The 21028-nt window shown below is 36.1% G+C and carries 31 protein-coding genes; 27 read left to right on the forward strand and 4 right to left on the reverse strand.

Annotated features, from left to right (window positions below; genetic code table 11):
* Positions 1-51: 51 nt before the first annotated feature.
* A complete protein-coding gene (locus ADS79_RS14455; RefSeq protein ID WP_049739145.1) occupies positions 52-876 on the reverse strand; it encodes an FtsZ/tubulin family protein in 825 nt (274 codons plus the stop codon).
* Between the two features lie 235 nt (positions 877-1111).
* Here ADS79_RS14455 and ADS79_RS35315 point away from each other — a divergent pair, with 235 nt between their 5' ends.
* From ADS79_RS35315 to ADS79_RS14535, 17 genes are all read left to right on the forward strand, one after another.
* Entirely contained in the window at positions 1112-1276 is a 165-nt protein-coding gene (locus ADS79_RS35315) for a hypothetical protein (protein WP_161807290.1), read from the forward strand.
* Positions 1277-1310: 34 nt separating this feature from the next.
* A complete protein-coding gene (locus ADS79_RS14460; protein WP_049739146.1) occupies positions 1311-1598 on the forward strand; it encodes a hypothetical protein in 288 nt (95 codons plus the stop codon).
* A gap of 77 nt (positions 1599-1675) precedes the next feature.
* Positions 1676-1954: a hypothetical protein gene (locus tag ADS79_RS14465; RefSeq protein ID WP_141261189.1), complete on the forward strand. Its 279-nt coding sequence runs from the start codon at positions 1676-1678 to the stop codon at positions 1952-1954.
* A gap of 204 nt (positions 1955-2158) precedes the next feature.
* Positions 2159-2965, forward strand: coding sequence for an SEC-C motif-containing protein (locus ADS79_RS14470; protein ID WP_049739148.1), 807 nt, complete (start codon positions 2159-2161; stop codon positions 2963-2965).
* Between the two features lie 68 nt (positions 2966-3033).
* Positions 3034-3249 carry a hypothetical protein gene (locus tag ADS79_RS14475; RefSeq protein ID WP_049739149.1) on the forward strand — a complete coding sequence of 72 codons (216 nt, stop codon included), beginning with the start codon at positions 3034-3036 and terminating at the stop codon, positions 3247-3249.
* Between the two features lie 14 nt (positions 3250-3263).
* Positions 3264-3494: a hypothetical protein gene (locus ADS79_RS14480; protein ID WP_049739150.1), complete on the forward strand. Its 231-nt coding sequence runs from the start codon at positions 3264-3266 to the stop codon at positions 3492-3494.
* 41 nt (positions 3495-3535) lie between these two features.
* The gene (locus ADS79_RS35320; RefSeq protein WP_161807291.1) at positions 3536-3700 is read left to right on the forward strand and encodes a hypothetical protein; all 165 of its coding nucleotides are present in this window, start codon (positions 3536-3538) and stop codon (positions 3698-3700) included.
* Between the two features lie 38 nt (positions 3701-3738).
* Positions 3739-4458, forward strand: coding sequence for a hypothetical protein (locus ADS79_RS14485; protein WP_049739151.1), 720 nt, complete (start codon positions 3739-3741; stop codon positions 4456-4458).
* A gap of 33 nt (positions 4459-4491) precedes the next feature.
* Entirely contained in the window at positions 4492-4716 is a 225-nt protein-coding gene (locus tag ADS79_RS14490; RefSeq protein WP_049739152.1) for a hypothetical protein, read from the forward strand.
* Positions 4717-4864: 148 nt separating this feature from the next.
* Positions 4865-6889 carry a hypothetical protein gene (locus ADS79_RS14495; protein WP_236699989.1) on the forward strand — a complete coding sequence of 675 codons (2025 nt, stop codon included), beginning with the start codon at positions 4865-4867 and terminating at the stop codon, positions 6887-6889.
* A gap of 137 nt (positions 6890-7026) precedes the next feature.
* On the forward strand, positions 7027-8445 hold the full coding sequence (locus ADS79_RS14500; RefSeq protein ID WP_049739154.1) for a competence protein CoiA: 1419 nt from the start codon (positions 7027-7029) through the stop codon (positions 8443-8445).
* A gap of 71 nt (positions 8446-8516) precedes the next feature.
* Positions 8517-8804, forward strand: a complete 288-nt coding sequence (locus tag ADS79_RS14505) for a hypothetical protein (protein WP_049739155.1) — start codon at positions 8517-8519, stop codon at positions 8802-8804.
* Between the two features lie 11 nt (positions 8805-8815).
* Positions 8816-9196 carry a hypothetical protein gene (locus ADS79_RS14510; RefSeq protein WP_049739156.1) on the forward strand — a complete coding sequence of 127 codons (381 nt, stop codon included), beginning with the start codon at positions 8816-8818 and terminating at the stop codon, positions 9194-9196.
* Between the two features lie 232 nt (positions 9197-9428).
* Entirely contained in the window at positions 9429-9815 is a 387-nt protein-coding gene (locus ADS79_RS14520; RefSeq protein ID WP_049739158.1) for a hypothetical protein, read from the forward strand.
* 35 nt (positions 9816-9850) lie between these two features.
* Positions 9851-10240: a hypothetical protein gene (locus ADS79_RS14525; protein ID WP_049739159.1), complete on the forward strand. Its 390-nt coding sequence runs from the start codon at positions 9851-9853 to the stop codon at positions 10238-10240.
* Positions 10241-10271: 31 nt separating this feature from the next.
* Entirely contained in the window at positions 10272-10559 is a 288-nt protein-coding gene (locus ADS79_RS14530) for a hypothetical protein (RefSeq protein ID WP_049739160.1), read from the forward strand.
* A gap of 10 nt (positions 10560-10569) precedes the next feature.
* Complete coding sequence (locus ADS79_RS14535; RefSeq protein ID WP_141261191.1) at positions 10570-10794, forward strand: hypothetical protein; 225 nt, start codon at positions 10570-10572, stop codon at positions 10792-10794.
* 63 nt (positions 10795-10857) lie between these two features.
* Here the strand turns inward: ADS79_RS14535 and ADS79_RS14540 are convergent, their stop codons facing one another.
* From ADS79_RS14540 to ADS79_RS14550, 3 genes are all read right to left on the reverse strand, one after another.
* Entirely contained in the window at positions 10858-11316 is a 459-nt protein-coding gene (locus tag ADS79_RS14540; protein ID WP_141261193.1) for a hypothetical protein, read from the reverse strand.
* 162 nt (positions 11317-11478) lie between these two features.
* A complete protein-coding gene (locus tag ADS79_RS14545) occupies positions 11479-12078 on the reverse strand; it encodes a hypothetical protein (RefSeq protein WP_049739163.1) in 600 nt (199 codons plus the stop codon).
* Positions 12079-12106: 28 nt separating this feature from the next.
* A complete protein-coding gene (locus ADS79_RS14550; protein ID WP_049739164.1) occupies positions 12107-12673 on the reverse strand; it encodes a matrixin family metalloprotease in 567 nt (188 codons plus the stop codon).
* Positions 12674-13005: 332 nt separating this feature from the next.
* Between ADS79_RS14550 and ADS79_RS14560 the strand changes: the two genes are divergently transcribed.
* From ADS79_RS14560 to ADS79_RS14605, 10 genes are all read left to right on the forward strand, one after another.
* Positions 13006-13368 carry a hypothetical protein gene (locus ADS79_RS14560; RefSeq protein ID WP_049739166.1) on the forward strand — a complete coding sequence of 121 codons (363 nt, stop codon included), beginning with the start codon at positions 13006-13008 and terminating at the stop codon, positions 13366-13368.
* A 58-nt stretch (positions 13369-13426) separates the two neighbouring features.
* Positions 13427-13690: a hypothetical protein gene (locus tag ADS79_RS14565; protein WP_049739167.1), complete on the forward strand. Its 264-nt coding sequence runs from the start codon at positions 13427-13429 to the stop codon at positions 13688-13690.
* A 37-nt stretch (positions 13691-13727) separates the two neighbouring features.
* The gene (locus ADS79_RS14570; RefSeq protein ID WP_049739168.1) at positions 13728-14159 is read left to right on the forward strand and encodes a hypothetical protein; all 432 of its coding nucleotides are present in this window, start codon (positions 13728-13730) and stop codon (positions 14157-14159) included.
* Between the two features lie 32 nt (positions 14160-14191).
* Positions 14192-14737 (forward strand): hypothetical protein, encoded by a 546-nt coding sequence (locus tag ADS79_RS14575; protein WP_049739169.1) that lies wholly within the window; start codon positions 14192-14194, stop codon positions 14735-14737.
* A 223-nt stretch (positions 14738-14960) separates the two neighbouring features.
* Positions 14961-15512 (forward strand): hypothetical protein, encoded by a 552-nt coding sequence (locus tag ADS79_RS14580; RefSeq protein ID WP_049739170.1) that lies wholly within the window; start codon positions 14961-14963, stop codon positions 15510-15512.
* 792 nt (positions 15513-16304) lie between these two features.
* Positions 16305-17345: a hypothetical protein gene (locus tag ADS79_RS14585; RefSeq protein WP_049739171.1), complete on the forward strand. Its 1041-nt coding sequence runs from the start codon at positions 16305-16307 to the stop codon at positions 17343-17345.
* Between the two features lie 50 nt (positions 17346-17395).
* Positions 17396-18541: a hypothetical protein gene (locus tag ADS79_RS14590; protein WP_049739172.1), complete on the forward strand. Its 1146-nt coding sequence runs from the start codon at positions 17396-17398 to the stop codon at positions 18539-18541.
* Between the two features lie 63 nt (positions 18542-18604).
* Entirely contained in the window at positions 18605-19243 is a 639-nt protein-coding gene (locus ADS79_RS14595; protein ID WP_049739173.1) for a hypothetical protein, read from the forward strand.
* Between the two features lie 5 nt (positions 19244-19248).
* Positions 19249-20685 (forward strand): replicative DNA helicase, encoded by a 1437-nt coding sequence (locus ADS79_RS14600; RefSeq protein ID WP_141261195.1) that lies wholly within the window; start codon positions 19249-19251, stop codon positions 20683-20685.
* Positions 20686-20697: 12 nt separating this feature from the next.
* Complete coding sequence (locus ADS79_RS14605; RefSeq protein ID WP_049739175.1) at positions 20698-20973, forward strand: hypothetical protein; 276 nt, start codon at positions 20698-20700, stop codon at positions 20971-20973.
* Positions 20974-21028 lie beyond the last annotated feature (55 nt).

Here is a 21028-nt window from a genome sequence, read left to right on the forward strand (position 1 = left end):
AATTGGGAATTAAGTGTCCAATTTTATCTAGTGGATACTGTCCACTTTAGTTTAGCAGTCACACCGTTCCTCTCCATCAAAAATTACTCCAGCACGAGTTACAAAATCAAATTCGATTGGAGCAAATATTGATCTGTTCCACTGATCGTGAATTAGAGTGGAGATACCTTGAGGTGATAATTGAATGGACTGCTGCGATTCAGATAGAGACATGAAATGAATCTCACTGATATGTCCAATTCCTTTAGTCTGAAGAACTGTAAGTAAATCACGTTCGTCAAAATTGCCATTTTTACTTGATTTATCAATGTAAGACACAAGTGTTTTCAGCATGTGAATGCCGTTTGTATTTGTTGTATCGTATAGTTTATTTTTAGGTATGTTTGGACTGAACTTTTTAACTTGTTGATTATCAATTGGATATAGGGCAATCTCTAAGCGAGATAGTTCCTCAAATGTTGAAAGGCAATTTGTTTGTGCAGTATCATCTTCGGTTTCATCAGGAATAATTGGGAAGCCCACAATTGTTTTCTCTGGCATTGCATTTTGCAACAAATCCATTATCAGTGGGGCAATTCCTGCGCCAGATCCACCTGAACTTGCAAAGTAGAAGGCGATTACTTTGATTTCAGGTGACGAGAACTTATCTTTAAGCCAATTTATCGTTTGGTCGTATTGGGGCACTAAGAGCTCTATGGCTAAGTCTCGATTTTTACCGCCCCCTTCAGAACCCTCTAATTGAAAGATGTCTTCGACATACTCTAAAGATTTCAAATCACGTTCGGAATAATTAAGAGCAACCGAATAAAATCCATGTTTTATTGCCTCATCTGCAAAGTTTCCACCGCAGCCACCTAATCCCACAACACCTATCATTGATCATCAACCTCATTATTTTTATTTTGTAATGCGATTTGAATATGCTCGTACATCTTGTTAAACGCAATAATACCATAATCAGTTAGATAGTATGCATGTCCCTTGCCTCCACTTGAAATTGAAGATGAATTCATTGCAAAAGTACTTGTGGATGAAGAGGGTGGACTTGAATACAGTGGAACAGCATAAATGGTATTTTTCATCTAAAAATAACAAGTGGAGTGGAGCTTAAATGGAGATGTTGGATATTGTTCTTGTATTTATTGGTGGGTTAGGAGCTGGATGGGCTGGATCTACTGCGTTGCAATTTGTATTTGATAAGAAAGTTGGGCAAGCAGTTGGAATGGCTCTGCTGGGGTTGTTCAACGCACACTTTGTTATTTATCCGTTTCTATAAAATCTGTCTTTGATTCGAAAAGGAGAAAAATATAATGAGAGCAAATGTAGCTAAAGAAATCACACAAAATGCAGAAACGGACAATGCAATTAAGTGGTATGAAGGATTTAAAGAAATTCTATTTGAAGCAATAAAAAATCAAGCTGAATCACGAAGTTACAGTCTTACGATTGGTGAAAATAATGCAAAATTGAACCAGTATGAGTTTATATCCTATGGAGTATTAAGAGATAAACTACAAATTGAACTTGAAGGTTTAGGATATGGATTTGAGTACATAAATCACAGAGAAGGAAGTTATATCACAATTTCTTGGAACTAAATAAAAACTCTCTTTGATTGGAAGTGAAAACACTGTTGCAAGCAGGACGCGAGTTAGATGCGAAGGTGGCTTTGGCGTTGGGGTGGACATTTACAGAAGAAAATATGTTTATAATTACACCTCAATCGATGGTGGACAATAAGGTTCCTGATTTTTCTACTACTTGGGAAGGACTTGGTGCATTAATGACTGAAGCAGTAAAGAGGCGAATACATATTGATATCATGCCTCGTGATAATGGCTACATTGCTGTTTGGGGTAGAAGTTGGTCAGATCACGTAATGAGCAAACAAGCACCTTATGCCGTAGCATTTGGCTTTCTGCGAGCTGCAACAAGTAGAGAGAATATTAAATAAAATATGTATTTTATAGTGAGTCTCGCACTGGTTAATGAAAGTGGAAAATGGTAAAATTGTCCTACAAAGGGAGAAGTGATGTTCACCTTGAGTTGGCGATGCGATATTTTATCACGGTTAATGTCGTTTGGCTACATCCTTTTATTGTTTTTCAATAGGGTGGGTTCTGGGTAGAAGACTAATTTAGCCAAGGAGCTGGTTTCAGTGTCAGAAAGAAATAGCACTTGTTTTTGTGGTAGTGGAAAAAAGTATAAGAAATGCCATTCTGACGTACTACCTGAAAGTCGAGCTGGTATATTAATTAAGCTGTATTCGGAATTGAATGAAACAGTGAATGATTACTACACTCACCAAATTGAAAAACCTCCCTGTCAAAAAGGGTGTTCATCATGTTGCTATCAGAACTTTGCAATATCATTTATTGAAGCTAAATTAATCATGAAAGAATTAAGAAAGTGGAGCAGAGACGAATTAAACGAGTTAATGAAAATAACTCATGACCAGATAGAATATTTGAAAATTAATAGACCAGATGTATATCGGAATCTCGAAGAAGATTCTACTGGCAGAGGTGCAATATTCTTTGAACAAATTCGAATCATGGGTGACAGTTATGGCTTACCTTGTCCTCTGTTGAATGTTGAAAATGGAGCATGTAGAATTTATGAAATTCGCCCTGCAATTTGTCGGACACATGGAGTTTCGCATAGAAGCGACAATCTAGAGGACGTTGAAATTTGCGAGCATATTCCAAGTAGCAAAGAGAATTCCAAACGAACGCCTGACATCGCTCAATTTACTGAGCGAATTAGAAATTTGTCAACAATTGAATACGAGCTTAAGCAAATGCCTATAAGAATGTATCCAATTGTATATTGGCTAAAAATGATGTTTAATGCATATGAGAGATTTGGTGAAATAGTAATTCCATTTGAAGATAGAGAGTTCTCTATGTCAAAGACAAGTGCAGATAAAATGCAGGGAAACGATCTCTATGGACGAAGAAGGTAAAACTTCTTCATTCAAAATATTAAATAAAAAAATTAAAATAAGAAATTAATAGGAGTTGGTGGTGAATTATGAAACTAAATATTCCTTTACATAAACGTCTGCATCAATTGTTTTGCAGACATAAAACAATAGGTTGGGCTAGCCAAACTGAAGGAATAAATAATAAAAAGGGTTGTGAATATGTTACATTTGAGTGTTTGGATTGTGGCTTAAATGTAGGAAAGTGGTTTGAAGACAATGAATGGGAAAGGATAGACTTTCCAGACGAATACACACTGAACTAAGAGGAGTTGTGAAAATGCAAAAAGATAGGTACACCGAAATTGTTTGGGCTGTGGGCGTTTCAGGTCGAGGGTACATCTGTCATGATGGAACTATTCAACCAAACGTCTTTAAAGCTGAGTTGCATTTAGATAAAGAAGACGCGAAGAAGATTAAGGACAAATACAATAGCAATATACAGCCAGATAATTATGATCATGCATACATACGCGAGCTAGAGATAACTGATCGAGGAACAGTGGAGTAATTTCAATCAAATACGGAATTTATTGAGAAAGGGAGGATAGAATGGACAAGAAAAGTTTGTTGAGAGTGATTTATGCAAAATACAATGAATTAGACTCAGTAAAGAAACACGTTAAAGATGAAACTACTATAGCAGTAATCAACGGAAAGCAAGAAACTCTGGATGATATACAAAAATTATTGGAATCAAGTTACATTTCTGATTGAGTAAATGAAACACGAATTTTATAAGGAGGGTGAAACCAATGAGTATCAGAACTGAATATGTTGAGGTAGATTTTAAACTAAAATTAAAGAAAGACCTTCAAGAAAACGAAGTGATTTGTCCCAAATGTGGTGGCACTGGATTGCAGGTCAATGATCATCCATATGGATTAAAATCAGAACGTGGAAAACATAATGAAATGTTCCCATACAAAAAGCAGACTATCTTGGGGTGCTCCCACTGCTATAGCGGTGTTCAGACCAAGTGTCAGTTCTGCCAACAGTTAATGGGGAGAAGTAGTCAGTGCAAATGCGATAGATATAAGCAGGAACAAGATAGAAAACGAGCAGAGCGTGATTTGGAACGTTGGAACAAAGCAAAGAAAATTACACTTACTGAGTTGGTAAAGCTGAACAATGACTACTTATACATAGATGATTGGGATGAATTTTATGATGCAGATGATTTATATGAAAAGGTTCGTGAACTGATTGAGGATGAAGAACTCACATTCGAGGATATCAAAGACCTGAGAGTGTATGTGACAACTATTGATAGGATAACGTTGGATGCAGAAAGTATAGTCGAAAATGCTTGTGAAAACATGCATGAAGACGCTTATCAGAGGATTGATAAAAATGAAATTGAAGAGTTGCAAGAGTCCTTAGATAGGTTTGCAGAAAAGATTCAAGATGATACACGGACATATTATCCAGATTGGGGTACTGCGGTTGTATTATCGCCAGAAGACTTTATATAAAATGGCAATTTGATTAGAAAGGAGGGAGTCCGCATGGATAAAGAAAAGGAAGAATTATCAAAGGAGCATCTGCTTGAATTCGCTATGCATCAAATCAATGTTCAATTGGATATCTTTAAAGATACATATATCAATGAAGAGAATGTAAAGAGTTATACAGAACGAATCCATTATCTCAAATTTTTAAAGGACAGGATTACAATTGTCTTAGAAGAACTTGAAGATTATGTAATCGAAAACGAAAGTCCATTCAAATAGTGATTTTGTAGTAAATAAAATAAAATGAAGAGAAAATTTGTATTTGGTAATATTATTATGAGTTAAGAAGCCTATTCCAATCCTTCTATATTATGTATAATCGCATAAAAAGATAAAAGAGTACAAAAACCAAAAGGGAGTAATGAATATGAATAACATTGATAAGTATGATAGCAGTGATGATCAGTATCCTCATTTTAGTGATGCAATCAAAGAAAGATTTTCAACTTTCAGTAGCAAACCATTGTTTACTACAGATTCAGAGAATCTTTTTGAAGTGTTTCTAAACAATCTACCTGATCATGCGAAACAACATTACAATTGCAGTTGCTGCCGATATTTTTTAAATCGCTTTGGTGGTCTTGTATCAATCTCAGACGATGGTGAGATGAGTTCTGTATTATGGGATGAACATAACACTCCAGAATTTTTTCTTGAGTCCGTCAAGTCATTAAAACAAATTGCTCTTAAGTCCAAGGTTACTGGTGTGTTTGTTTCAAGTCATGATGTCCTAGGCTATCCAATGACAAACGGCTGGTATCATATGTCAGTAGCACTCCCAGTGGATCAAATCCATAACTCAAGGCTGAAAACTGCTGGGCAAATAATAGCAGAGAAAAAAGAGGATTTCAGAATTTTGAATGCAGGATTGGTAGAATATCCTTTAGATGCTGTAGACCAAGCAGTAACACTCTTGGAGTCTGAATCTCTATATAGATCAGATAGAGTTCTTGGTGTAGCAAAGTTCCTTCGCGATTTACACAATAACCGTTTACAAACTGATAACAATCAAAACAGAGACAATATCACATGGTTGGCTGTAGCTACTGCTCCATCAGGATTCTGCCATGTTAAGAGCAGCATGATTGGCACTTTACTTGATGATATTGTAAATGGACTTTCAATTGATTCCATTACTCGTAGATTTGCAGAGAAAATGAATCCTGCAAGTTATATGAGGGCGCAATCTGCTCCTACACAGGGCAACATCGAACAAGCTGAGAAGATTGTAGAGAAGCTTGGTATTGCCAACTCTTTAAAACGTAGATATGCAACATTTGAGGAGGTTCCTCATTTCATCTGGAAAAGCAAAGAAAATGTAAAGAAGGATGCTCAGAAGTCAGGTGGGGTGTTTGCCAACATTACACCTAAAGAGCAAAATACTTTTAACAATGTAATGAATCTACCAAACACTGTGATGACTTGGGATAAATTCCAAAGAACAGTATTACCATCAGCAGATAGCATTGAGGTTATGGTTGATAACCCGAATCGCTTTATGGCTTTGGTTACTGCTACCGATCAGGAAGCACCAAACATTTTGCAGTGGAATAATTCTTTTAGTTGGTATTATCATGGCGGTATCGATGGTGAGATTAAACGTAGGGTCGAGAGTGCTGGTGGTCAATACGAAGGAAATGAAATTAGATGTTCGTTAATTTGGGAAGGATACACTGATCTAGATCTACATTGCATAACGCCTAACGGTGAACATATCTATTATGGAGACAAAAGTAGGGGTAATGGTTGGCTAGATATCGACATGAATGGTGGCGCACATAGAGACTTTCTGCCAGTTGAAAATATTAGATGGAGTCATGGCTACGCTCCAATCGGAAATTATAGGTTTTACGTTCATAATTACTGCGAAAGGGGCAAAGGAATTACACCGTTCAAAGTGGAGTTGGAAGTGAACGGCAAGGTCTATTCTTATCATGGTGTTGCTGGTGGTGAAGGCTATAGATCAGATGTGTTCAAATTTCACTATGAAAGAGGGAAACAACCAGATATTAGTTCTTCTAACTACTCATCTGAGGATGCTTGGAATATCGCAACAGGTAGCTTTACTAAAGTAAATGGGATCACTATCTCTCCTAATATGTGGGGTGAAGATCCAGTGAGCCATTCTGGTAACCACATTTTCTTCTTGCTTGAGGGCTGTAAGGATTCGTCTGAAGGAAAAGGTCGCGGGTTCTTTGTTGAATCTCTGAAATCTGATCTTCGTGAAATTCGCAAAACACTTGAAGCATATACAGCAAATACCCCAATTGAAAATGTTGATCAGGCTTCAGCTTGCGGCTTAGGATATTCCAAAGATAGTGAATGGAACCTTGTATTAAAACTAACATCAAATAAGTCTACAAGGATTATCAAGATTGACCGCTGGGATTAGATTAGTAATTAATCAGGGGAGTGGAGAATGTATCATTCTTCATTTCCCTATAAAAGACGTGTTTGATTGTGAATTGCTGAGAGAATTTTCCTGTAAATTAGTTTACAATAGTATCATCAAAACAATAGGTGATGCTAATGTTCAAAGCAAAATCAAACAAGGATAATCAGATCATAAGCCTCAAGTCGAAGTATTGGAAAGACAAGCGAGATGATTTAAAGAAGATTGGAAAAGTAGATGGATTTATTTGTCAGTCTTGTCTCAAAAGTGTTGTACTAGCTTGGGCTGCAGAACCGAAAACAAAACCACATTTTAGGCACAATCCAAAGAATATTGATTGTGATCAGAACGATGAATCTGTTGAGCATACAAAAGGAAAAGAGCTGCTGTTTGAGTACTTTCAAAATAGGTATTCAGATGTTGTTGATGTGATAGATATTGAACATCACATTCCTCAAACAGGTCAGATTGCAGATGTTTATGTTAGATTTAAGAATGGTCAAGAATGGGCTATTGAATATCAGAGGTCTAATATTTCACTCGATACTTTAAATCGAAGAAGAGCGTTATATAAACAAGCCAATATCAAAGACATATGGATTGTAGGCGAGAACTTAGCGAAGATACAAAGTGATGATACCATCTCATTTAAGCGAATAAGCCAAGTATTGTTTCAAGACACATCATTCGGGAAGAACTGTCTAATGGCCTTAAATCCTGATACTGGGAAGGTCGGAATTTACAGGAGCATCACAGCAATAAATTCTAGACGGTATAAGTCATATAAATCGTTCTATGATTTGGATGATATTGAGTTTAACCTTATCGGGGAACCATTTGGGATCAGAGATGTAATTGATTATAAGGGATATAAATATGACTTTGTTCATAGTGGGGTGCTTTTATTACCGCAAGTTAGCTTACAAAAGTCCAATTTATCAAAGTTTAGATTCTTGGTAGTACAGGAGTTTATGGATTACAAAGATAAAGCCTATATCAACGTCCCTGATGAGTTAATGAAGTTCATACCCAAAACGTGTAAGGATTTAGATATAGATGTTGAAATTGTACACAGTCACGAAAATATACAAGAGATAGGGCAAATGCATCCAGTTAAGATCTACCCTTCGAAGTGGAGGAAAAGATTGAACAAAATTAATATGGAAAAATACCAGCAGCGTGCGGATTTTTCAAGATGGGGCTATGCAATAAGCAGCCTCTATTCCATGGCAACAATCGAGAGTAAAACTAGATGGCTCGAATCGGCAGTTCCTTTTGTAAGAATGAGGAGATATCTATATGACCAAGGGATAATTGATAAATTGTATGATCCAGCAGATAAGATTGAGCTATTGCCATTGTTAAATGCAGTAATGAAAGTTCTAAAGGTATCTAGCAATGACGTTATTCGTGAATCAGTAAAGCGTGGTTTTATAAGTCATATGGACATTGAAGTAACAGGCATCTTTGTGATTGAACTACTTAATAAAGTTGGAGCAATCTGCGTTGAACGTTTCAATGCTCTTGGGAAGGGTAGAATTGATTTAATGTTTTAGGCCTGCACATGCAGGTTCATAAAAGTAAATAAAATAATTCATTTATTGAAAGTGAAAGTGAGGTATGAATAATGAAGAATGAAAGACGAATTCAAACTGGCACACTTGGGGTATCAAAAGAAGTCCTACCTTTTCATGAGAAACATAATGAAGTCACATATTTCCAGGTCGTTGTTGGTAACTATGGTGTGGTAGTCCCTAATGTAATCAATATTGAAACAATGAAAGGGCTGCAACTTGTCAAGGAAAAGGCAACGCGAATCGAGAGTAAAGAATTGGCTGAACGTATAGCAATAGAGACAAATGGTAAGTTGCTCGAAGTCACGGAATTATTCAAACGAACAGTGATTGAAGTCTAATGAAGACTACAATGAACCAAGTAATCCATGAAGTATATAAAATCAAGCACAAAGAAACGGGACTATTCTCTAGAGGTGGCACCGATCCAAGAAACCTCTGGACTAAAGAGGGAAAGTCTTGGTCAAATATAGGCCACTTGAAGAATCATCTTAATCAATACATAGGCATGAACCAAAGATCGTTACTCAAGAATAATTCATACGAGAATGCTGAGATTGTCAAAGTTGAAGTCAATTATGACATGTGCTTTAAGACAGACGTTATGGATATGATGTCCATTATGATTGATAAGAAAGTTAAGGCTGAAGAAGAGTATCAAGACAAGGTGAAAAAGTGGCATGAAGAACGTGAGAGAAAGCAGCTTGAGGAGTTAAAACGAAAATATGAATAATGGAGATCACATTGTAAAACATGACAGTCTTCATGCACATGTTGCCTTGATAATAGATGCAGACAGGAAGGTTGTAATGCCACTCACTGGCGTACACAGAGGCAAGGATATCCAAATGAGTAGTTTCGATGGATTTAGTGTGATGAGTCAGTTAGAACTAAAGGAATTCATGAACTACTACTTATCATAAACCCGATGAAAGTACGATTTCATTGAATTAGGGTGGTGAAGTATGTCATTAAGAAATGAACTCCATAAGACCTTATGGGTGATTGAAGATGTAATTGAAAGCATAGCAAAAGAAGATGTAAAACAAGTTTCCCCTAATTATATTGCAGAAGTAGCAGAGGTTGGCATTAGCGATGTAATAGAATGCCTCATCTATCTACAGTCTCAACAAAAACCAGTGAAAGGGCAGCTAATGCTTAAAGTTACTTGTCCAATTCATCAAACAACATTGGTAGAGATTAGAGGGAGCTGGCTGCAAGATTTGCTTGAACAAATGAAAGATAAGTATTGGTGCGGTAATTGTATTGACTATAGACCAATCAATTCAGAGGAGACACTGATAGCTTTTGAACTTAGTGATGAATACATAGAATTTTGTAAATCCAATTAAAGAAGGATTTTAAACAAAAATAGGAGGTAGCCTGAATGAGTCATATGGAGTATAAAACCGTCATTCGAGCACCATTACCACAGATTGAGGGACTTGACCACAATCGAGCTTATCCATTCTTTAAAGAAAAGGTAGGTGAGCCCAAGCATCTTGATGAGTGGGATGGGGTTGTTGATTGGTTCATGTATGATGATAAACCTAATACATATTGTCCAGTGGAGAGTCTTGAAGGTAAGTATAAGTGGGGAATAGATTATGTACTAATGCACAGCGATGGATATGATTACAATGCATTGGATATTTCACTGTCAGAGCTTGAAGGATATATTGACTTGCTGGTTAAGAAGTTTGGTGTAGACAAAAAGTCTTGCAGGTTACTTAGTTATTCATGGTATAACGGTGGAGATGAGCCGATCAGATTCTGATTTATAAAACAAAAAAATAAGGAGGAGAACTATGTCACTTGTCGCAAACGAACGGGAAACAGCTATGCATTGTGATGATGAAACAAAGACGTGGAGTATCTACACAATGCAGCAGCGTGTAATCACTAAACTAAAGAAGGCTGGAATAGAAGCTACAACCATACAAGAGGATGGAGGTCACTGGTACAAGAACATTCCATTTGAGCAAGTGTCTTTTAGGCAGAAAAGTAAGGGACGAAATATGACAAAGGAACAGCGACAGGCAGCAGCAGAGCGATTGAAAAAGGCAAGAGAAGCGAAAGGAATGTCAGATGAGTAATTGCATTTACGTGATACATAAAGACGGTAATCGATGGGAAATGTCAGGAAGAAAGATTGCTTATTTAAAAGTAGGAGCTGCTAAGGGTGTTATTACTTCACAGTGTAACGACTATGCCAAAGATAAAGTGTTTCATTTAGATTATTGCGCTCCTGAAAGAACTGATGAATTCAAGAAAGCATTTGATGAGGAGTATAAGAGGTTTGTGATTGTGGAGTATGTACCTAAGACCTAATAAAAGGATGATTTGAACAAAAAAATCAACCTAGAGTGTATCTCCAGATTGATTTAATGATCTTTAGAACTTAATGTATCCCTGTGACATTCCTGAAACCCCTGAATTGTTCTTTTCTATATGCAATTCATAAGTACCAGCAGGAACGTTTCCTAAATCAATATCTTCAGTGTTGTTACTATCTTTTTTTCCAACTACAGAATCAGAGTAATTGGTTCGTGTGGCTATTGTACCACCACCAGTTCGAGGGGTAACTCTAAATAGTACATATGTAAAAGATGGTTTAGCGGTTCCTTCTAAATACTGATAAGTGACTGTACCAGTTACTCGTTTTTGACTAGTCAAAACAAAAGTATCCTCTACAACACTGGTGTCAGTTCTAGTAAATGCAGCCGTCCAGTCGAGTGTAATTGCCATAGGCGAAATTGCCTTTGTGTTTTGCTTCGCTTCAACATTAGGGACTTGCGTGGTTAATCCGAGCAACGAAAATACTGAAAGAGCAATAAGCAGATTCTTTTTCAAAATTGTCACCCCATTCAAAAGTATAATAACAAAATACCATAAATGGAAAATAAAAGAAATGTTATTAGTGTCTACTAATATATGGTAAAGCTGTTTCTCTATCAAATGATGTATTTATCGGAATAGAAAAGACACTCCAATTAAGAAGTGTCAAGATAATCACTACTTCATTGATTCTATTGCTTCCAACAAATCAGTCTCATTGATTGAGGGGAGTGCATTCTCGTCAGTAATATTTTCGAACTCACTACTATTTGACGACTTATTTGACCAGAAACCCTTTGAACTAGCCATCTTAAATAATTGGTTTGGGGTGTTTGGAATATAAGTAAATTTTTTAAGATCTTCGTCATAACCGCCATTTAAGAATAAAAGGTACTCACCTTCCTTTAATTCGTGAAAGGCAGAGTCTCCTATGTTAGCCATCTCTTTTCCTTCGCTTACATTAAAACCTATGAGGCGATGAACTTCAATGCTTTCACCTTCAGTTATATCTTCATCAGTGAGGTTACTATACAGTTTATCTACTTGTACTTCGTACACATTATACACAAGGGAGCCAACCGTCTCCTGTTTAAACTCAGAAGGTACGTTTGCTTTGATAATGACATTAGCGTCTTTAGCAATCTCTTCTGTTGAATTAAATGTTTTAGCTAAAGCATTACTATCAGAACTGGGGTTGCTGAACTCTTTAAATGCTAGTGCAGATCCAATACCGAGGACTAAAGCTGGTATAGTAACAAAAGCAATAAGCTTTTTCATACTTAACTCATCCTTTCTGAATTAGTTATTAATCGTAGAGAGCTCTAAGTTCATTTCTGTCATACCTTGTTGGGCCTTCGATCCTAACTTTAAAAACATCACTTTTATCCATTATTGAATCTATGCTGGTATCAGAAGTATGCGCAAGCCCAAGTGTGTGACCAAACTCATGTGTAATGGTCTTAATCGTATCAGTCGTGTCTAGTGGATCACACGTATATCTCACAATAATGAGATCTGCTGATGCATAAGGACCACGATTTAATCTTCCCATCTCATCATATGGCATGCCAAGTCCATATAAACCAGTTCTACCAAGGTTATAATCTTCAGTTTTAGGTTGGTGTTTCACTGCAATATAGCCTGTTTCATCGTCTGCTGGAGAAAGGTTTATTTCACTAATTGCATTCCATTCATCAGCTGCTGACCAGAGCACTCTAGAGTACTTTGAGGTCAAATTAATATCTTCATAGATTACATTGTAAACATCCCATTTACCTCCGAGATGATCAGCAAATGCACTTGTTGTAAGGAAAGAAAGTGAAGCTACTACAGTAAATAATCCAGTTGCAAATTTTGCCCTTTTACGCAACATATCATATCCTCCTGATTCACTAAATTTTTAACAACTATTCCGATATATAGCAAATAGATTGAATTGTAAACATTTGGTATGTTACGAATTGTGAGAAAAAAACATTGAATGAAAAACTACATTTATTTGAAAGGTGGAATGATCGTTTTCTTAAAATTTGAATGGTATGAAGCGTTGTATATTCTCTTCTTGATGATCATTGCAAACATTTGTGCGATTCCTTATTTACTGCTACTCAAGCATCCACTGTGGTATGCAAAGTTACTTGACAGACTTTTTGGTCAAGAGATGTTCATGTTTGATCTTTATAGAGACTAATGGAGGGATATCATTTGGAGCAAATCAAAACAAGTAAAACTCTTACTGAAATTGAGGGTCATGTAGAGTACACATCTTACTTTAAGGGGTTTGGATTTCATGAAGAAGAGGGTGAATGGACTACTGAAAAATTTATCAATCTTCGGCAGTTATTAAAATTTCTAAGTCCAGAAAAGATTGAAGAGGTAAAAGAAGATCTTGGGGCTGATATTGTAAGGATCACAAATATCTATATCAAAGGGAAAGGGGAAGATGAAAACAGTACTGATATTCGAATTGGAGACAAAATGGACGGTTGGGTTAAGACCAGCGTGAGTATAAATGACGCAGATTCGTTTATGTTGCGTTGCGTAAACGAGATCGAAGGAACATTGTAAGAGGCTTTGAATCGTATTATTACATATAAAAATTACTGATGAAAGGTGTGTTAAAATTATGAATCATTATCCCAATGATCTATATCACTATAATGTAATTCAATTTAATGACGGAAGTAACACGGATATCAGTGCAGAGAAAATTAATCAGTGGATCAATGGATTGATTGAAGAGTTAAACGATAGTGAAGACGCAATTGAGTTGTCAATTTCTTCAGGTAATACATGGGTTTGTGTTACCAAGAAGGAGGATAAAGAAGGCGAATTTCATGTAATTGTTGCTAAAAATTATTGGAGTGGAACAGTTAAGAAAACAAAATAAAATATCTATTTTATAGAAAGATAATGGAGGAATTAAAATGAATGAAACAAAATGTGGTGCATGGCCTAATTCTTGGGAAGAATTAGCCAACTATGTGAATGATTTAGAGTCTCAGAATCATGATTATAATTCAATTGCAGACTCATTGTCTAAAGCAACTGTAGCAATGTTTAACTATTTTGCTTCCAAGCATGGAATGACAGGATTTCAAGCAAGTTGGGCAGGATTACAATTTCTACGCACCACAAGAGGAATGGATGGGCCATTTGCTATCATTGATGGATCGAAACTTTTATACCCTCAATATAATATTCATTCAGATATCAATAAATGGATTGAAGAGTGGAAGCCAGAGCTAGGTAGGATTGCTAAGAAGAAGCTTGAAGAGGACAATAAGTATGCACATCCTAACGTAATTAAGCGTTGGCAGGAGCTATCCAAGTATGCCCAAGTTGAAGAAACGAAATAAAAAGTTGATATGATTGGAAAAGGAGAGATGTAATGAGAAATAGGTTTAAAATTGAAGGAGATACCCTTATCCTTTATCTAGATAAGAGAAATGGCGATGTTTTGGAGGCATATGCAGATTTTGAGGACTTTGAACGATTAAAAGCATTTAAATATAAATGGAGTCCGAAGTGGCGTGAAACTACGCAATCTCATTATGCTCAAGCAACCATCTACTTAGGTATGGAAAACAGCAAACCAAAATATAAAAATATGTATTTACATAAATTTGTGACTAGTACACCTCCAGAAGTATTCTTAGATCATGTAAATCATAACACCCTTGATTGTAGAAAAAGAAACCTGGTGGAAGTAAGCAACAAGAAGAATTTGGTCAATAGGCGTGGTGCAAATACGAATAGTACAACAGGTTGCAGAAATGTCTGCTGGAGTAAAACTGAACAAAAATACATAGTACAATTACAGGTTGATGGCAAGAATAAATGCTTCGGTAGATTTGACGAACTAGAAGATGCCATTCAATGTGCAGAACAAAACAGAATGAAGCTTTATAAAGAGATTTATTGTTACGCGACATAAAATCCAATAAAAGATCCGTTTGATTCAAAGAAACATTTATTATATGAGCTATACATGAGACATGTAAACATAAATTTTCAATTATATAAGTAAAACCGAATATCATGTGTCAATATATGTAACTTAATTGACGCTATTTCCTTTATTGGTAATATATAGTAGTGATGTAATTCTTGATGAATTGCATTGCAAATAGAATCCAATGGGGAAAGTTGGTAGTGAAATGACTAAGTGGTTCAAAGCTTTATCAATGTGTTTAGCTGTTGTTTTGAGTGTTAGTATGTTTGCGGAATCGTCATTTGCCAATGCAGCATCTGATGATTTTGAAGTTAGGGTACAAAAGGCTCGGGCAGCATTAGCACAAGAAGAGGCAGCAGAGCAAGGTCGAGTAGAAGTTCAACGATCTGGTGCGATCAAAAAGTTGATTGAACTTGTTTTTAAGTCAACCAGTAAGACCGAAACAGTAAAGGCCACCAAAAATGAAATCAGAACAAAGCTAACAGGTCATGCTATGCAAGAAGCGTTTATTGACGGAATTACAAGTAAAATGGTTGATAAAATTTTGTCAGGAAAATCATCTGGTATGTTGGCGTTAAAGACGTACAAAGATACAATACAAAATTCTCGCATTATCGTTGACCCAAATAGTAAAATAGTACTTGTAATGGATGAGACAAAAAATACAATCATCACGATATATAAAGACACTGGCAATGCCATTATTAACAGACCTGCAAATGGAAGATGGACATTAATTAACTGGTTTTATAACTAAAGTGACATTAAACTAAACAACTGTCCATTTTTTAGCGATTGGATATTTAGGAGGCGATTAGCATTTCAACAACATTAAAGGATAATACAGACTCGGGAAAATCGGTTGAATTATCTTTCCTCTATCACACTAAAGACGATGATGAAGGAAGTAAGCTAATTGCTAAATACTACTTAGATGGACAAGTTGAAAAGGAATTAGAATTTGGGTGGACGAATCGTGTCCTCAAAAGTTTTATCGAACTGCTAAAACAATTTCCAATAGGAATATATGAGGGTCACTTTTCGCACTATGAAAAGCACCTTGAATTACTTTGGGAGAAGGAACCGTCATCAGATACATACCTATTAACTTTTGATTTACTAACTGAAAGTGATAGTCAGTTTTCGGTGACAGTAGATAAGAAATGTATCCATGATTTTGGATTGGCCTTAGAATTGGAAATGCATAATGCACCAAGCATTGAAGAGTATTTTAATTCTTCTAATGATAAGACATAACACTTTAGAACAAATAGTACATCTTTACTTCCAAGGTGCATCGAATAGCCTTGGAAGTAAAGAGCTCCATTATATTATGGTTTGGACATTAGAATAAAAGTGTCATTTGATTAGAAAATATTGAATAAAAAAAGATGATAAATCTATTGAAAGTTGGTTGGGGTGATGTTATATTAAGAATATAAGCGAGGTGGTCAGTTGATTTACAAATCAGGACGAAGCCCTCCATGATTGTATAAGAACGCTATATTAAACAAAATTATACAATTAAAAAATAGGGAGGATATACATAATGGCAGAAAATAAAGGTCTTGGACTACCACAAACTAGAGGTGAATTTAAACTTCGAGGATTGGCAACTGGCCTATTACGAGATAATGCATTCAAGGTTATCGAAACAAAAAGTAAGAAGGGAATGCATATTCTTAACTTTGGAGTTGAGACTGCACCAGAGTCAACTTTGTACGTGACAATTCAGGGCGTTGAGCGTGAAGAAGTCATTTATGGAAAGAAAGCAGAGGAAAAAGGTAAGAAGGGCGAAATGATTAAGGTTCCATGGAAAAAACGATTTGATCAGCAGCCAGAAGGGTTCAATCTTTATGGTCTTCGCATTGGTGTAGAAAAGGATCAAGAAGGTAAGAACGTTACTAAAACATTGGTTGAATATGATGCAGCTGAGACTGTATATGACAAGCTCACTGATGGGCAAGGAGTGTTTATTCGGGGGGAATTGGAATTCTCATCTAACAAAGTGAATGATGAAGTAAAGCGAAATAAGAAGTTTAATGTTAAACAGCTCTATTTGGCGGACAGTGTTGATTTTGAAACAGAAGACTTTAAAGAATTGAACGATTTCAGACAGCGTATTATCTTCATGGGAATTACAAAAGTAGATGATAAAAATGATCCACGTTTTGAATTGGCAGCTAAAATTGTAACATTCAAAACTGTTGAAGATACAGAGTTTATTGTAAGAGATGCAGCGTTCGCAAACATCTTGCGGAAAGAATTGAAACCATATACTGCAATTGATGTTTGGGGTAATATTTACAACAAGATTGATACTGACGAAATTCAGGAAGCAGCCAAGTTTGTATGGGGCCAACAAGATACTTTTAAACAAGTGAAGAATAATTACATTAGAGAATTAGTTGTAACAGGTGCTGATCCAGAATCAATTGACAAAGAGACATACAGTGAAGAAATTATCGAAGAAGCATTAAAAGTATTTAAAGAGTTTGGTTCAGATAATAGTAATAATAATGCAAGTTGGGGACAAAAACCTGATGATAAAGAAAGCCAAGACTCTGAAGATGACGGACTTCCTTGGTAGTAAATAAAATTAAAATACATATTCATTTAAGATAACGGGAGGAAATTATCTTGGCAAAAGCAAAAAGTGGTAGTGTGGTTAAAAAGGGTCTTAAATTTTTCTTGTATGGAGAACAGGGAACGTGGAAATCTTCATTTGCCCTTGCGATGGCAAAAATGAAATCAGAACTTGGTAAACCATTACGAGTTCTTTATATTGATTGTGAAACGGGCAGTGTAGACAACTATCTCGAAGATCTTGAATCTGAGGGTGTCGATCTAAATAACATTCTGCTTGTGTACACAACATCATACACAGAAGTTGAAGAATGGGCAACCAAGGCAATGGATAATGAAGATCTTTATATTGAAGATGAAGATGGCAATGAAGTCGTGGCACTTGATGCCGAAGGCAATCCGTTTAGAGCAGATGTAATTATTGTTGATGGTATCACAGTTATTAGTGATAATGTAAAGTTTGCTGCAATTGGTGTATCTGAAAAACGTGCTCGACTTAAAGCAAAAGCACAAGAGAAAAATGCTACTGAGCAGGCAGTAGCTGAAGCAACAGCAGGACTTGAGTTTAAAGACCATGACAAGATTAAAATGAAGGGTAAAAACCTTCTTCGTAGCCTCATTACTGGAACTGACAAGTATGTTGTAGTTACATCTCGTGAGAAGACTAAAAAGGTAATGCAAAAGGTTGGAGACAAAATGGAACTTGTAGAAGTAGGTAAGGTTCCAGATACATGGGATGGTGCTGAATACGAATTCTTCACAGTTTTGCGAAATTTTGAAGATGAAGATGGAACAATTAAGTCTCAGATCATGAGAAAAGACCGAACACGAGTATTTGAACAGAACGAAATTATTGATAATCCAACCCCACTCTATTGGCAATCAGTCATTGATGGCAATCGGGGAAAACAATCAAATGTTGTTAAAGAATCATTGGAGTCAAGTGTAGAAAAAGATGAAGATGTAATCGCAAAAGGATTTAGCAAAGTAGAAGAATCCTCTGCTAAACAGGAGGAAGAGAAGCAGCCAGAAACAGTTGCCGAGTATCGAGAGGCAATTGACAAACAAATTAAAACACTGAGCGATCCTAAGAAAAAGGCGCTACTTCCAAAGGTTAAAAAGGCTGGACTGACTGTTGATTTTAATAAAATCGATGACACTGAACAGATGAAGAAGTTTTATGAACTTGTAACAGAATAAAATAAAAAAACAGAATAGGGGAGATTAATTTCTCCCCTATTGCTTTAATATTAGAGGTGAATCATGAAGTTAAAGTGCAATTATTGTGATCCAAAGAATGTGAAATCAATTGACTCTGAAACTGATGATTTTATTAGAGATAATGACACAAAAAAATATTATCACACTGACTGTTATATGCTTCATCTTAAAACACGTAAACGACTAACAGATGAAGAAATTGAGACTCGTGTTTCAGAACGTGTTGCTTACAGAGAACAAGAAATAAGAGAAATGATTGACAAAAACAACTTCTTTCAATGGCTAATGAACTACTATGACGCAGCGTTACCATCATACTTCTACATGAAAGTGCAATCTATCAGAACTGGAAAGCATGAACTAGTTAAAGATCCAGTTAATTATGAAACCCTACTTGATATTTATCAACATATGGAAAGTTATCTCAATAAGATTGCTGCCAAAAAACAGATGTCAGTATCGTCCAGAATGAATTATGACTTGGCTGTTGTCATAGGAAATATGGGCGATTATCGACGATACAAAGCAAAACAGTTAACTGCAAACGTTGAAGCAATGGAGATTGAAACCAGATTGGAAGACGGTAAGATTGTACAAGAAATACACAGACAGAGAAGAGAGAAAAACAAGAGAGCAAATGAATTCGATATTACAGACGTTATGGATGAGTTACTGCTGTAAAAGGAGTGAGAAGCATTAGTAATGCAGTTGAAATGTACGACCTAACGAGTGAGGCATTATTTGTTGGTAGTATGTATTCTAAGCCTATCATGTTTGTTGATTATGCGGAACTAATTAAGTCAAAGTATGACTTCGAAGATACAGATACCAAATTTCTATATGACTCATTTGAGTTGTTCTATAAGACATTCTCACAAGAAATAAGTGAAACAAAACTAAATATCTTTATGAACCAAGATCCAGACAGGAGCAAGCAGTATAGAAAAATAGGTGGATGGAAGACCATTGAAAAACAAATTGAGCTTGCTGATCCTGAAGACATCAAGAATTACTTTGACGCCATCAAGAAGTACTCACTTCTCAGAGAGTTTAGCAGAAAAGGATTCCCTGTTGAAAAGTTAATGCAACACAAAGCATTTCCTAAGATGAAGGCTGAAGATATTGTAAGATTCATGAGATTTAACGTAGACAATATTAACACAGTGATAGGAGGGGGGAAGTCTGCAACTTCATTAGGAAAAGATATTAAGAAGAAATTAGCCAAGTGGCGTGAAGCGCCAGATATGGGAGTAGAGTTCCCATTCCCAATCTGGACAGAATTATTCAGAGGATTTCGGAAGAAGAAGCTTGTTATCGATGGGATGTTAAGTAACGAAGGTAAGTCAAGAAGGATGGCTAAAATTGTCAACTTCTTAGGTGTACTTAAAAAAGTACCCGTTTTGGTTTTGGTTAACGAGCAAGATGAAGATGAATGGTATGCAATGCAGGCTTCGACCATCAGTAATAATCCTGAGTTTGGATTTAGTTATGACATACGGGAGTATGATATTGTTCTCGGCAATTACAAGAACGAAGAAGAATTTGAATACATAAGCGAAACTATTGGAAGTTGGATTGAAGATAATCACAAGATTTATTTCCTTGAGTTAAGTCAATACTCGGATGATGACTTGGAACGCGAGATCAAAAAGCACGTACTAGGACTTGGTGTGCAGTATATTTTCTATGATACTTTAAAGGGCTATAAAACTGATAATTGGGAGTCAATTAAACAGACAACAACCAAATTGAAGGATCTGGCTGGCGAGCTAAACATTGGTGCATACGCTACAATCCAATTGACAGATGAAACAGTATTAACAGATGTTGAAGAACTTTCTTCTATGAACATTGCAAATGCAAAGCAGCTCAAGCACGTTGTTGACCATCTTATTCTTGAGAAGCGAATCGACAAATCAAAATATGAAAATTATCTCATTAAAAATCAATGGGGAGAAACGCCCTTAGATGTTAATAAGACTTACTACGGACAGAAGGTAGATAAAAATCGTGGTGGTGGGAAGGGTATGACATTAGTAACGGAAGTTGACCTCGATAGGAACATATGGAAGGAGGTTGGCTATCTGATTAGGAAGCCTAGGGAGAAAAAGCGAAAGTCATAGGTGGTGTTTTAAGTGGACATCCAAGAATTAAAAGAACGGATTATCATTGAAGAGAAGATAGAAACGATTTTGGAAGAGTTGGGGATGCACAGCATCAGGCCTCACACTGATTACTTTACTTGTGGCATGCCAAGTGGTGACAACAAAAAGAGTACTGTTGTATATAAAAATAACTTGTATGTAGATGCGCACACAAGAAGCATAACAGATCAATATGGAGTATCGGATATTATATCCCTAGTTACCTATATCAGGGGCACATATTTTAGTGAGAGCGTTAAGTTGTGACTGCTAAACTAAAGTGGACAGTATCCACTAGATAAAATTGGACACTTAATTCCCA

The sequence above is a fragment of the Brevibacillus reuszeri genome (assembly GCF_001187725.1).
In the GTDB taxonomy this organism is placed as follows: domain Bacteria; phylum Bacillota; class Bacilli; order Brevibacillales; family Brevibacillaceae; genus Brevibacillus; species Brevibacillus reuszeri.